The organism is Streptomyces rimosus subsp. rimosus (assembly GCF_000720725.1).
Classification (GTDB): domain Bacteria; phylum Actinomycetota; class Actinomycetes; order Streptomycetales; family Streptomycetaceae; genus Streptomyces; species Streptomyces rimosus_A.
Genome location: NZ_JOCQ01000025.1, coordinates 34,519 through 47,486, shown reverse-complemented (window position 1 = coordinate 47,486; position 12,968 = coordinate 34,519). Strand labels below are relative to the sequence as shown.

13 protein-coding genes are annotated in these 12,968 nt (G+C 68.9%); 10 read left to right on the top strand and 3 right to left on the bottom strand.

Annotated features, from left to right (window positions below; genetic code table 11):
- Nucleotides 1–29 precede the first annotated feature (29 nt).
- The 8 genes from hemL to IH45_RS0115465 all read left to right on the top strand — a co-directional run bounded on the left by hemL (nucleotide 30) and on the right by IH45_RS0115465 (nucleotide 8,939).
- Nucleotides 30–1,337, top strand: a complete 1,308-nt coding sequence (hemL, locus tag IH45_RS0115500; protein ID WP_078897589.1) for a glutamate-1-semialdehyde 2,1-aminomutase — start codon at nucleotides 30–32, stop codon at nucleotides 1,335–1,337.
- A 38-nt stretch (nucleotides 1,338–1,375) separates the two neighbouring features.
- A complete protein-coding gene (locus IH45_RS0115495; RefSeq protein ID WP_078897592.1) occupies nucleotides 1,376–2,056 on the top strand; it encodes a histidine phosphatase family protein in 681 nt (226 codons plus the stop codon).
- A gap of 185 nt (nucleotides 2,057–2,241) precedes the next feature.
- A complete protein-coding gene (locus IH45_RS0115490; protein WP_030667373.1) occupies nucleotides 2,242–3,459 on the top strand; it encodes a polysaccharide deacetylase family protein in 1,218 nt (405 codons plus the stop codon).
- A 162-nt stretch (nucleotides 3,460–3,621) separates the two neighbouring features.
- Complete coding sequence (locus tag IH45_RS0115485) at nucleotides 3,622–4,236, top strand: TlpA family protein disulfide reductase (RefSeq protein WP_030667369.1); 615 nt, start codon at nucleotides 3,622–3,624, stop codon at nucleotides 4,234–4,236.
- Between the two features lie 4 nt (nucleotides 4,237–4,240).
- Nucleotides 4,241–5,002, top strand: a complete 762-nt coding sequence (locus IH45_RS0115480) for a cytochrome c biogenesis CcdA family protein (protein ID WP_030667367.1) — start codon at nucleotides 4,241–4,243, stop codon at nucleotides 5,000–5,002.
- Nucleotides 5,003–5,005: 3 nt separating this feature from the next.
- Nucleotides 5,006–6,868 carry a cytochrome c biogenesis protein ResB gene (gene resB, locus IH45_RS0115475; RefSeq protein ID WP_030667366.1) on the top strand — a complete coding sequence of 621 codons (1,863 nt, stop codon included), beginning with the start codon at nucleotides 5,006–5,008 and terminating at the stop codon, nucleotides 6,866–6,868.
- Nucleotides 6,865–7,959 (top strand): c-type cytochrome biogenesis protein CcsB, encoded by a 1,095-nt coding sequence (gene ccsB / locus IH45_RS0115470; protein WP_030667364.1) that lies wholly within the window; start codon nucleotides 6,865–6,867, stop codon nucleotides 7,957–7,959. The genes resB and ccsB overlap by 4 nt, the downstream gene beginning before the upstream one ends.
- A gap of 50 nt (nucleotides 7,960–8,009) precedes the next feature.
- The gene (locus IH45_RS0115465; protein ID WP_030667362.1) at nucleotides 8,010–8,939 is read left to right on the top strand and encodes a phosphotransferase enzyme family protein; all 930 of its coding nucleotides are present in this window, start codon (nucleotides 8,010–8,012) and stop codon (nucleotides 8,937–8,939) included.
- Between the two features lie 6 nt (nucleotides 8,940–8,945).
- On the opposite strand, the gene IH45_RS0115460 is transcribed toward IH45_RS0115465, so the two are convergent.
- On the bottom strand, nucleotides 8,946–10,331 hold the full coding sequence (locus tag IH45_RS0115460) for a hypothetical protein (protein WP_030667360.1): 1,386 nt from the start codon (nucleotides 10,329–10,331) through the stop codon (nucleotides 8,946–8,948).
- A gap of 209 nt (nucleotides 10,332–10,540) precedes the next feature.
- Here IH45_RS0115460 and IH45_RS1000000151020 point away from each other — a divergent pair, with 209 nt between their 5' ends.
- Nucleotides 10,541–10,972 carry a hypothetical protein gene (locus IH45_RS1000000151020; protein WP_394298677.1) on the top strand — a complete coding sequence of 144 codons (432 nt, stop codon included), beginning with the start codon at nucleotides 10,541–10,543 and terminating at the stop codon, nucleotides 10,970–10,972.
- A 93-nt stretch (nucleotides 10,973–11,065) separates the two neighbouring features.
- Here the strand turns inward: IH45_RS1000000151020 and IH45_RS01000000143665 are convergent, their stop codons facing one another.
- A complete protein-coding gene (locus IH45_RS01000000143665; protein WP_158813095.1) occupies nucleotides 11,066–11,278 on the bottom strand; it encodes a hypothetical protein in 213 nt (70 codons plus the stop codon).
- Nucleotides 11,279–11,841: 563 nt separating this feature from the next.
- On the opposite strand from IH45_RS01000000143665, the gene IH45_RS0115445 reads away from it, so the two are divergent.
- The gene (locus IH45_RS0115445; RefSeq protein ID WP_030667356.1) at nucleotides 11,842–12,372 is read left to right on the top strand and encodes an SRPBCC domain-containing protein; all 531 of its coding nucleotides are present in this window, start codon (nucleotides 11,842–11,844) and stop codon (nucleotides 12,370–12,372) included.
- Here IH45_RS0115445 and IH45_RS0115440 read toward each other — a convergent pair.
- The gene (locus IH45_RS0115440) at nucleotides 12,354–12,947 is read right to left on the bottom strand and encodes a DUF4291 domain-containing protein (RefSeq protein WP_030667354.1); all 594 of its coding nucleotides are present in this window, start codon (nucleotides 12,945–12,947) and stop codon (nucleotides 12,354–12,356) included. The two genes, IH45_RS0115445 and IH45_RS0115440, sit on opposite strands and share 19 nt — an antisense overlap.
- Nucleotides 12,948–12,968 lie beyond the last annotated feature (21 nt).

Below are 12,968 nucleotides of genomic sequence, written 5' to 3'. Positions count from 1 at the left end.
TTCCTACGTTTGTGCAGGTCAGGATCACAGTGCCTTTTCCCTATGAAGCCCCAGTTTCGCAGACGCTCTTCGACCGCGCGGCCGTTGTGACGCCGGGCGGGGTGAACTCCCCCGTGCGCGCGTTCCGCGCGGTGGGCGGTTCGCCCCGGTTCATGGTGTCCGGTACCGGTCCGTACCTCACCGACGCCGACGGCCGCGAGTATGTCGACCTCGTGTGCTCGTGGGGCCCGATGATCCTCGGGCACGCCCACCCCGAGGTGACCGCCGCCGTCCAGGAGGCCGTCGCCCGCGGCACCTCCTTCGGCACGCCCGGCGAGGGCGAGGTCGAGCTGGCCGAGCAGATCGTGGACCGGATCGACCCGGTCGAGCAGGTGCGGCTGGTCTCCTCCGGCACCGAGGCCACCATGTCCGCCATCCGCCTGGCGCGCGGCTACACCGGCCGCGCCAAGGTCGTGAAGTTCGCCGGCTGCTACCACGGGCACGTGGACGCGCTGCTGGCCGCGGCCGGCTCCGGCGTCGCGACCTTGGGGCTGCCGGACACCCCCGGTGTCACGGGCGCGCAGGCCGGGGACACGATCGTGCTGCCGTACAACGACATCGAGGCCGTACGGGCCGCCTTCGCCGCGCACCCCGGCGAGATCGCCTGTGTGATCACCGAGGCGGCGGCCGGCAACATGGGCGTCGTCCCGCCGCTGCCCGGCTTCAACCAGGGCCTGAAGGACCTGTGCGCCGACAACGGCGCGCTCTACATCTCCGACGAGGTCATGACCGGCTTCCGGGTCAGCCGCACCGGCTGGTACGGCATCGACGGCGTCCGGCCCGACCTGATGACCTTCGGCAAGGTCATGGGCGGCGGCTTCCCGGCCGCGGCCTTCGGCGGGCGCGCCGACGTGATGGCCCACCTCGCCCCGGCCGGCCCGGTCTACCAGGCGGGCACCCTGTCCGGTAACCCGGTCGCCACCGCCGCCGGCGTCGCCCAGCTCAAGCTGCTGGACGCGGCGGCGTACGAGAAGGTCGACGCGGTCTCGGCGGAGGTCCGCGGGCTGGTCACCGACGCCCTGAGCAAGGCCGGCGTGGCGCACCGCCTCCAGGTCGCGGGCAACATGTTCTCGGTCTTCTTCACCGACCGGGAGGTGACCGACTACGACGGCGCCAAGGCGCAGGAGGCCTTCCGCTTCACCGCCTTCTTCCACTCGATGCTCGCCCAGGGCGTGTACCTGCCGCCGTCCGCGTTCGAGTCCTGGTTCGTCTCGACCGCGCACGACGAGCGGGCGATCGAGCGGATCGCCGCGGCCCTGCCGTCGGCCGCGCGGGCCGCCGCCGAAGCGACCGCGTGAGCGGGGCGTACGGCGGGACGGACCGGAAGATGGGTGACATGAGCAGCGAAGACATCACCGTTGTCCACCTGATGCGACACGGCGAGGTGCACAACCCCGAGGGCGTGCTGTACGGGCGGCGGCCCGGCTACCACCTCTCCGAGCTGGGCCGGCGGATGGCCGACCGGGTGGCCGAGCACCTGGCGGGGCGGGACGTCACGCACGTCGTGGCGTCCCCGCTGGAGCGGGCGCAGGAGACCGCGACGCCGATCGCCAAGGCGCACGGCCTCGACCTGGCCACGGACGAGCGGCTGATAGAGGCGGCCAACGTCTTCGAGGGCAAGACCTTCGGGGTCGGCGACGGCGCGCTGAAGAAGCCGGGGAACTGGAAGTACCTGACCAACCCGTTCCGGCCGTCGTGGGGCGAGCCGTATCTGGAGCAGGTCGTACGGATGATGGCGGCGCTCGGCGCGGCGCGCGACGCGGCCCGCGGGCACGAGGCGGTGGCGGTCAGCCACCAGCTGCCGATCTGGGTCGTGCGCAGCTTCGCGGAGCGGCGGCGGCTGTGGCACGACCCGCGCAAGCGGCAGTGCACGCTCGCCTCGCTGACCTCGTTCACCTTCCGCGGCGACAAGATCATTTCGGTGGGGTACACCGAGCCGGCGCTCGATCTGGTGCCGGCGCACCTGCGGGCGGGCGCCAGGCCGCAGGCGGGGAAATCCAAGGCCGCCGGGGCGTAACCTCCAGCCGGTTTCTCGCATCCTGTTGCGTGAGGGACGCGAGGGACCGGTGTTACGCGAGATCAATAAAAAGTAAAATAATGAATTTGCACTAATAGCCCGGAACCTCCGTGTTCGCCAGAACCTCTTACTCCATGTCCGTTTATACGGATATTGAGTGTGACGAGTACGGATGGGACGACGGTATGCGCGCGATCAGTCGGCGGAACCTGCTGGGCATGGGAGTGGGTGCGGCCGCGGCGCTCGGCGTCGCGGGCTGCTCCTCCGGCTCCGGTTCCGAGCCCGGCGGAGGCAAGAACACCGTACGGGCGAAGGCCAAGCCGATCGGCGACGGCTCCACGGCCGACGCCGGTCCGCAGCCCCACCAGCCGGACAAACCGCGCCGGCTGGAACCGGGGGAGACCCCGCCGCAGTTCGTGATCTTCTCGTGGGACGGTGCGGGAGAGGTCGGCAACGGCCTCTTCCCGCGCTTCCGCAAGCTGGCCAAGGACCACAACGCGGCGATGACCTTCTTCCTCTCCGGGCTGTACTGCCTCCCGGAGTCCAAGAAGCACCTCTACCGCCCCCCGAACAACAAGGTCGGCGCCTCCGACATCGGCTACCTCTCCGACGAGCACATCAAGGCGACGCTGCAGAACGTGCGGGAGGCGTGGCTGGAGGGCCACGAGATCGGCACCCACTTCAACGGGCATTTCTGCGGCGAGGCCCGCACCTCGGTCAAGCACTGGACCCCGGCCCAGTGGCAGTCCGAGATCGACCAGGCCATGGACTTCGTCACGAAGTGGCGCACGAACACCGGCTTCACCGACCTGGAGCCGCTGCCGTTCGACTACAAGAAGGAGCTGGTCGGCGGCCGTACGCCGTGCCTGCTCGGCCAGGACAACCTGCTGCCCACCGCCAAGAAGCTGGGCTGGCGCTACGACGCCAGCTCGCCGGGCGGCGTACAGCGCTGGCCGAAGAAGAAGATGGGCCTGTGGGACTTCCCGCTCCAGCAGATACCGTTCCCCGGGCACCGCTTCGAGGTCCTCTCGATGGACTACAACATCCTCGCCAACCAGTCGAAGAACTCCACCAAGGGCCCGCCCGCCAACTACCCGGGCTGGCGCAAGGAGGCCACCGGCGCCTACATCAAGGGCTTCGAGCGGGCCTACGAGACCAACCGCGCGCCGCTGTTCGTCGGCAACCACTTCGAGCAGTGGAACGGCGGCATCTACATGGACGCCGTCGAGGAGGCGCTGAAGCACATCGCCGACGAGAAGCGCAAGGACGTGCGGCTGGTCTCCTTCCGCCAGTTCACCGACTGGCTGGACGCGCAGGACCCCAAGGTCGTCACCAAGCTCCAGGGCATGGGCGTGGGCCAGAAGCCGGCCGGCGGCTGGAAGGCGTTCCTGTCGGGGGCCTGAGCCGCTCGGGGGCCTGAGACGCGCACGGGTACGGGCCGGGGCCGCGCGCTCCGGCCCGTACCCGTACCGGTGAGACCCCGCTGACGTGCCCGGACACGACGGACACGGGCCCGGCGAGGGGGGTGCGGAAGATCCGTAACCGCCCCATGCGAAACTTTTCACATGAGTGCCTGCCGCGTCCCCCGACGACTCGCCAGTCATCGCCGCACCGCCCTGTTCGCCACGGGCGCCGCGCTCGCGGCGCTGACGCTCGCTGCCTGCGGCGAGGGCCGCTCGGGCGGCTCCGAGCAGACCCAGTTCGTCGAGGGCAAGGACGGCGTCGAGCGGGTCGCGAAGGCCGACCGCAAACCCGTACCCGAGATCTCCGGCGAAACCACCCAGGGTGCCAAGCTGGACATCGCGGACTACAAGGGCAAGGTCGTCGTCCTCAACGTCTGGGGATCGTGGTGCGCCCCCTGCATCGCCGAGGCCCCCAACTTCGCCAAGGTCGCGAACGAGACCAAGGACCGGGGCGTCCAGTTCGTCGGCATCAACACCCGCGACTCGCAGAAGTCCCAGGCGGTCAGCTTCGAGGAACAGCACAAGGTGCCGTACCCGAGCCTGTTCGACCCGACCGGCAAGCTGATGCTGCGCTTCCCCAAGGGCAGCCTCAACCCGCAGGCGATCCCCTCCACCATCGCCGTCGACCGGCAGGGAAGGATCGCCGCGCGGTCCATCGGCCCGCTCGGCGAGGAGGAGCTGAACAAGATGCTCAAGCCGCTGATCGACGAGAAGTGATCACGTGATCCCCCTCGCCGCCACCGGCCCCGCCGCCACCATCACCTCGGGCGCGCTGCTGCTCGCCGTGCCCGTCGCCCTCCTCGGCGGCCTGGTCTCCTTCTTCTCGCCCTGCGTGCTGCCGCTCGTACCCGGCTACATGTCCTACGTCACGGGCGTGACCGGAGCGGACCTCGCCGAGGCCAAGCGCGGCCGGATGCTGGCCGGCGCCTCCCTCTTCGTCCTCGGCTTCACCGCCGTCTTCGTCTCCGGCGGCGCGCTCTTCGGCTACTTCGGCACGGTGCTCCAGGACTACCAGGACCTGATCAACAAGGTCCTCGGCGCCCTGATGATCCTGCTCGGGCTGGCCTTCGCGGGCGTCCTGAAGAACTTCGGCCAGCGCGAGCTGCGCTTCCACAAGAAGCCCGCCATGGGCCTGGCCGGCGCGCCGGTGCTCGGCGTGCTCTTCGGCGTCGGCTGGACACCGTGCCTGGGCCCGACGCTCACCGCGGTCAGCTCGCTCGCCCTCAACCAGGCCAGTGCCGGCCGCGGCGCCCTGCTGACCGTGGCCTACTGTCTGGGACTGGGCCTGCCGTTCGTCTTCGTCGCCCTCGCCTTCCGCAAGGCGCTGGGCGCCTTCGGCTGGGTCAAACGCCACTATGTGTGGGTGATGCGCCTCGGCGGCGGCATGATGGTCGCGCTCGGCGTCCTGCTCCTCACCGGCGTATGGGCCGACATGATGTCCGGCCTGCAGAGCTGGACCAGCAGCTTCACCCCAGGGATCTGATTGATGGCCTCCAAGACCGACACCCCCCGCGACGCCGACGACGCCGAGGTCGGCGCCGCGGGCTCGCAGCTGTCCACCGCGCCCGAGGAAGAGGCGGCCGGGGAGGTCTCCCTGCCGTCCCTCGGACCGATCGGCTGGGCCCGCTGGTTCTGGCGGCAGCTGACCTCGATGCGGGTCGCGCTGATCCTGCTGTTCCTGCTCTCGCTGGGCGCCATCCCCGGCTCGCTGGTCCCGCAGACCAGCATCGACCCCACCAAGGTCGAGCAGTTCCGCACCGACCACCCGACGCTGGCGCCGCTGTACGACAAGCTGGGCCTGTTCCACGTCTACAGCTCGGTGTGGTTCTCCGCGATCTACCTGCTGCTGTTCATCTCGCTGATCGGCTGCATCGTGCCGCGCTCGTGGCAGTTCGTCGGCCAGCTGCGCAGCCGCCCGCCGCGCGCCCCCCGCCGGCTGACCCGGCTGCCCGCGTACACGACCTGGCGTACGGACCGGGCGCCCGACGAGGTGCTCGGCGCCGCCCAGCGCCTGCTGAAGAAGCGCCGCTTCCGCGCCCACACCGTCGATGACGCGGTCGCCGCCGAGAAGGGGTACCTGCGCGAGGCGGGCAACCTGGTCTTCCACGTCTCGCTGATCGTGATCCTGGTCGCGGTCGCCGTCGGCAGCCTGTGGAAGTCCGAGGGCGGCAAGCTGGTGGTCGAGGGCGACGGCTTCGCGAACAGCCTCACCCAGTACGACAACTTCAAGTCCGGTGCCTTCTACGACACCGACGACCTCGAACCGTTCGGCTTCTCCCTCAAGAGCTTCGACGCGTCCTACGAGCGCACCGGCCCCCAGAAGGGCACCCCGCGCGAGTTCCGCGCCAACATCTCGTACTTCCAGGGCGCGGACGGCCAGGAGCACCAGGGCAAGATCGAGGTCAACCACCCGCTGGAGATCGCCGACTCCAAGATCTTCCTGCTCTCGCACGGCTACGCGCCGGTCGTCGAGGTCACCGACGGCCGCGGCAAGAAGGTCTACAGCGGCGCGGTGCCGTTCCTGCCGCAGGACATGCAGAACTACACCTCCACCGGTGTGGTCAAGGTGCCCAACGCGCAGACCGCGGCAGGCAAGCGCAACCAGCTCGGCTTCTCCGGCTTCTTCGTGCCGACGTACGGCGGCAAGGGCTCGGGCTCGATGTTCTCCACGTTCCCCGCGCTGGACAACCCGCGGCTGACGCTGACCGCCTACCACGGCGACCTCGGCGTGGACTCCGGGCTGCCGCAGAGCGTGTACCAGCTGGAGAAGAAGAACCTCAAGCAGTACAAGCAGGACGGCCGCGCCGTCGCCCAGATGATGAAGCCCGGCGAGAGCCTGCGGCTCCCCGGCGGCGACGGCAGCATCAAGTTCGTCGGCGTCAAGCAGTGGGCCACCTTCCAGGTCTCCCACCAGCCCGGCAACGGCCTCGCCCTGATCGGCGCGATCGCCATCCTGGCCGGCCTGGCCGGCTCGCTGTTCATCCAGCGCCGCCGGGTGTGGGTACGGGCCGTACGCGGCGCCGACGGCGTGACCGTCGTCGAGATGGCGGGCCTGGGCCGCAGCGAGTCCGCCCGCCTGCCGGAGGAACTGGCGGACCTGGCCGCGGCCCTGGAGCCGGAGGCGCCGGTGGCGGCGGAGGCGGCCACGGACTCCGACCCGGGTACGGATACGGACGCGACCACGGACTCCGACTCGGGTACGGATACGGACGCGACCGCCAAGCCGGTCCCCACCCCGGCCCCGGCCGCCGACGAGAAGAAACCCGCCCCCACCGGCCCCGAGAACGCGGCGAAGCGCACCGACTCCGCCGATGATCCTGCCGACCCCTCCGAAGGAGCGCGCGCGTGAACATCGCTGCCGCAGCCACCAACGAGAACCTGGCCAGTATCAGCAACATGCTGATCTACTCGGCCATGGCCGTCTACACCCTCGCCTTCCTCGCGCACCTCGCCGAGTGGGCCTTCGGCAGCCGCAGCAAGGTCGGCCGTACGGCGGCGGCCCTGACCGCCACCGTGCCCGCGCCCGCCAAGGCAGCGGCGGCCCGCACGGCCGAGCAGGGCGGCGGCACCGCCGTACTGGAGCGCCCCAAGGTCGTCACCCGCGCGACCAACGGCAACCGGGACGTCCCGGACGGCCCGGGCGCCGCGGGCGGCACCGAGAAGGGCGACCTCTACGGCCGCATCGCCATCTCGCTGACCACCCTCGCGTTCCTGATCCACTTCGGCGGCGTCCTGACCCGCGGCCTGTCCGTGCAGCGTGCCCCCTGGGGCAACATGTACGAGTTCTCCACGACCTTCGGCATGGTCGCGGTGGCCGCGTACCTCATCCTCCTCGCCCTGCGGAAGAACGTCCGCTGGATCGGCCTGCTGCTGACCGCCACCGTCCTGCTGGACCTCGGCGTGGCCGTCACCTGGCTCTACACCGAAAGCTCCCAGCTGGTCCCGGCCCTGCACTCGTACTGGCTGTGGATCCACGTCAGCTGCGCGATCATCTCCGGCGCCTTCCTCTACCTCGGCGCCGTCTCCACGCTGCTCTACCTCTTCCGCGACCGCTACGAGGCCAAGCTGGCCGACCCGTCCGGCAAGCAGCCCGGCGCCTTCGCCACCTCTGTGATGGAGCGCCTCCCCGCGGCCGCCAGCCTGGACAAGTTCTCCTACCGCGTGAACGCCACGATCTTCCCCCTGTGGACCTTCACGATCATCGCGGGCGCGGTCTGGGCCGGCGAGGCCTGGGGCCGCTACTGGGGCTGGGACTCCAAGGAGATCTGGTCCTTCGTCACCTGGGTCGCCTACGCCGCCTACCTCCACGCCCGCGCCACCGTCGGCTGGAAGGGCCGCAAGGCCGCCTACCTGGGCCTGTTCGCGTTCCTGACGTACATCTTCAATTACTACGTGGTGAATTACTTCTTCTCGGGGCTGCATTCGTACTCGGGGATCTGAGCCGGACGGCCTGGCTATGAGCCGGCGGCGCTGAGGGAGTGAATACGGGCATGCCGTCCGACGCCGAGCAGAGCACGGGGCATGGAGTCATGTCGTTCACGTCGGGTGGCGCCGCCCGGGTGCTGGCCGGGGCCTGCCGGCGGGCAGGCCTCGACAGCGGCGGGGCGCGCTTGCTCCGCTTCGGGGAAAACGCGCTGTTCCGGCTGGCGGCACACCCTGTGGTGGTGCGGATCGCCCGCTCGGCGGAATACCTGGATGCGGTCCGGGGCGAGATACGGGTGTCCCGCTGGCTGACGCGTACGGGGTTCCCCGTGACGCGCGTGATCGAGGACCTGGAGCAACCCATGGTCGTCGACGGCCGCCCCGTCACGTTCTGGCACCTGATCGAGGAAGGCGACAGGAAGCCGACGTACGGGGAGCTGGGGGCGGTTCTGCGGGATCTGCATGCGCTCAGCCCGCCGGACTCGCTGGCATTACGGCCGTACCCGGCCCTGGGCCGGACCGACCGGCGCATCGCAGCGGCAGTCGGCATACCGGAGGACGACCGAGCCTTCCTGCGCAAGCGAGCGCAGGAACTCCGGGAGCGCGTCGCGAGCCTGCGCTTCGAATCCCGGAAATGCGCCGTGCACGGGGACGCGCACGTACAGAACCTGATGGTGGATCGTACCGGTCAGGTCATCCTGATCGACCTCGAACGGTTCAGCTTCGACCATCCCGAATGGGATTTGATGGTCACTGCCACCGAGCATTACAGCCTGGGCTGGCAGACCATGGAACAGTACGGCGCCTTCGTCGGCGCATACGGCCGGGACCTGGGCGGCTGGCCGGGCTTCCCCACCCTGCGAGCCCTGCAGGAATTCAAGATGACGACATGGCTCATGCAGAACGTCGCCGAGAACGCCGAAACGGCGGAGGAATACGCCCGCCGGATCTCCTCGCTCCGGAACGAGGACGAGCCACGCGCGTGGAAGCCGGGATGAACCGCTTCATTCGTCGTCCACCTCACCTACCCCCCCACCCATCGCCTCCCTTAGCTGTTCATTGAACCGCTGGATGACGGGATGCGCCGCTCGGACGGACACCTCGCGCCGGAAGTCGTCCACGTAACGTTGGAACCGGGCTGACTGGAGGGTGTCTCCCGCTTCGACAGCAAGCCGTGCGGTGGACAGAGCCGCTTCGAGATCACCGTTGAGCAATTGGCTCTGGGCGAGCACCATGCGGCAGAACCCGAGCGACCGGGCGTACTTGGGGTCGGTGAGCGCGACGGCGCGTTCGGCGAACCGAATGGCCTCGGCTCCCTGCCCGAGGTCTCGGAAGCAGTGACAGAATTCGCCGTTCAGCTCGGCTTCATCCATATAGGCGAGCCATTCCGGGTCAGTGGCACTCCCGGCCCGTTCGAAGAACCTTTCCGCCTCATTCATCGCGCGCGCAGCGCCCTTGCGGTCCTGGGCCGTGGACAGGGCGCGGGCTTCGTGGGCGGAGAACAACGCCAACGCCCGGGGCGTGGAGCCGGCCTTGCCGCCCTCCACCGAGGCGCGGGCCAACGTCAGGGCCCGGGGCGCCTTGCCCAGGTAGTTGGCTTGATGGCTCAAGTTGGTCAGAATGCGCGCGCCCATCATGCGGTCGCCGACCACCTGAGCAAGTCGCAGAGCAGACAGCAGGTAACGATCGGCGAGAGCGTGATTCCCGATGTCGTACGCGCTCCAGGCCAGCAACTGGGCCATCTCCGAGGCGGCTTTGAACAGTGCTTCACCCACCTTGGCGCTGTAGCAGGCTCCCAGGAGGGGAAGCACGTCTTCCCGGAAGTAGTGCCGGAAGGCTTTGTGCGCATGCCCGCCACCGAACTGGAAGTCCAGCTGCATGAAGAACCCGGCCGCAGTACGGATGGCGGCGACGTCCTGCATGCCCACTCGGCGAGTGGCGGGTGTGTTACCGGGCACACCCTCCGGCCGGGAGATGAGCCACGCAAGGACAGCGGAATGCATGTCGGCGTCAGGGAGTTGCATTTCGTCCGACCGGCCGTCTTCGGGGCACTGGTGTGTGAGGCCGCCGAGCACGTCCAGCACCTCGGGGAGTGAAGTGGCACAGCCCATGCCGGCTGAGCTGTCGAGGATCTGCGGGGACCCGGGAAACCCCAGGTCTTGTGGCGTGATCCTCCGCCGTAACTTGTCGCTGAACGCCTCGGCGACGTACAGCGCCGTCTGCCGTTGGATACCGCACCCGTCCAGCCACCGCTGGACGGCAACGTGCGTCGTACCGAGGTGGTCACCGTGCCGCCGCGCGACCTCGCGGATGCGTTTGGCCAGCCCTTTGTTCGAGGCACCGGCCTCCGCCATGACGGCGGCCAATTGGTGGTTCGGCTTCTTGCGCATGACCCTGCTGACACCCCCGGGCGTCACGGCGAGTATTCATAGTGGCACAGCCGGTCCCTGCGTACGAGGGGGTTCATCGTGAACCCCCTCGCGCGGGATTCAGGACCCCATGACCACGTGAACCCCCGTATGAACGCTGCCGCCTGGCCGAAGTCGGTCGTTGACTGTCGTGACAAGACGCCCGGCGATGTGTGAGGGCACCCCAGGGCATGACCAACCTGAGAAAGGCGGGTCGACATGCGGAACCGAATGGACAGGGCTTTCGAGTCGCTGCCGACCGCTTCGTACCGCGCGGCGGTGGCACGGTGAGCACCCGCCCGCGACTGCTCCCCTGGCCGGGGCTCGCCGGTCAGCGCTCGTATCTGATGACCGACGACAACGGCGGCATCCTTTCCCGGCTCGCCGACGAGATGGAAGAAGTTCAGCTCGCTATGGGAGACGAACTGCTCGGCCACGCAGCCGAAATACTTGGAGACCGAAAGGCCGGGGCTCTCGAATTCCGTTTCCTGAGCACTCGTCTCTGTGAAGCGCTGCGGGACGCACTTAGGGTGGCTGAGAGCAGGGGCGAGCGGTTGACTGCATCCGAAGAGTTCGCCGAGTCGGAGGAACGGCATATCCCCGACAACGGGATGGCCGAATGAGCCGGGGCGGGTCTCCCGGCATACGGCGGCGACCCTACAGTTGCACCCCGCGCGGGGGCAGCCCCACCCGAAGCCGCCCCCACACAGCAACCATCAGTTGTTCTGCTTCTTGATGTATGTGACAGCCGTCATGCTGAGCCCGAAGGCTCCGACGAAGACTGCACCACCAGTGCCGACCGCAGATACAGGCGACATGCCGAGAGCGGACCAGAGAAGGCCGCCCACCAAGCCTGCGATCACGGACACCAGAAAGACGATCACGACTTCGTAGACGCGGTGATTGCACACCGGTGCCTGAGTGGACAACGACGATCCTTCCGAGTTCGGTCAGAACATCGGCGTCCGGATGTCGCGGGAGTGTCTGTACATGACGGCCGGACGACCAATGTCTTCGCACTGAGGTCGCAGCCAGAGCGCATCGCTGGTGCAGCGAGTGCCTGGCAACCACGTGGCGGAACCCACGTGGCCTAAGCACGTCATGTGCATCCCCCTGGTCTTCTGTGATCTCGTCCTCAACGGTCGGCAGTCGCCGGCAGGTCGGAAGAGTCTACCGGGAGTGGACGCCAACGTCGCGTGTAGGCAATGGAGTTGGTGTCCGAAACGCTGCCACCGAGGTGGTTGTCTGTCCCGCAACCCGACTCCACTGAGGCCGGAGGCCGCACGTGGGGTGAAGATTGCCCGGTCGGGGCTCTCGGACGGTTGCGGAGCAAGCACTTCTGGCATTCGAGGCACCCGCCGGATGTGGCTGAAAGCCGCCTGCGCGATCACTACCGGCAGGCTCTTCCCGGGGCTGCATTCCTACTCGGGGATCTGACCCACCTGCCCCACCCCGACCTGCCGGACCCGGTGCCGTGCGCGATGGTGGCCTCATGGATCATCCGGAGAGCCCCGTCCCGTACGGCACCGCTGTTTCCGACGGTGATACCCATACCCTCCGGTACGGGCTGCGCCTTCCCCAGGGGGTGGAGCGGGTCTGGGGCGCGGTGGCCACTCAGGAGGGGCTGCCGGGCTGGCTCGCCCTGGCGGATCCGTTCGTACGGCGGGAGGGCGGGGCGGTCACGCTCCGCTGGCAGAACACCGATGAGCTCGGCAATGCGACGGCGGCTTCCGGGCAGGTCACCGGCTGGGGGCCGCTGCGGCTGGCTGAATACACCGTCGATGTCCACGGTCGTATTCGCTTCGAGCTTCGGCCCGACGGTGCCGGCGGTACCGGCGGCACCTGTCTGCACTTCACCAATGAATTCACCGGCTCCGCCGCCTACCGGCTCGACTGTCTCGCCGGCTGGCATCATCACTTCGAATTCCTCACCGATGCCCTGGACGGTCGCCCCAAGGACTGGTCGTCGTGGGATCTGAAGCGGTGGCGGGAATTGCGGGCTGATTACGCAGCCGCGAGGTAGGGGCGCTCCTCGGGGAGGAGGGCGGTTGCCGCTGCCGTGTCGCCCGCGCGGACGAGGGCGTGGATCTTGTGGGCCAGTGGGGTGACGTCGTGGATGGCGACCGTCCACTCGTCGGCGTAGCGGCGGGACGCCTCGCCCGCCAGGCCCAGCTGGAGGGAGCGGTACGGGAGCGGTGCCAGGTCGAGGTCGCGTTCGGGGTCCCACTGGATGCGGGCGGGGGAGTCGCGCAGCTGCCGCTTCCAGGCGTCCCGGTCGGTGTGGACGGCGGGGTCGTAGTGGGACAGGCAGGCGTGGCGCAGGGCCCAGTCGAAGCCCGCACGGTCGATCTCGATGGCGAGGACGCGTTCCTGGTCGGGCTTGGTGGCCCAGCCGCAGCGGTACATCATCCACAGGAACGACGGTTTGATCCACGTCATCCGCTCCCGCTTCCAGGCGGGCGGGAAGCGGCCGTCGCGGGCGGCGGGGAGGCCGAGGGACGGGGCGTACGCCTGGTAGACGGTGACCGTGGTGGCGGTGTGGGCGGCGCGGATGCGGCGCAGGGGTTCGGGGACGGTATGAGAGATCCGGCTGTTCATGGGTCGTCAGTGTGTGGTGGG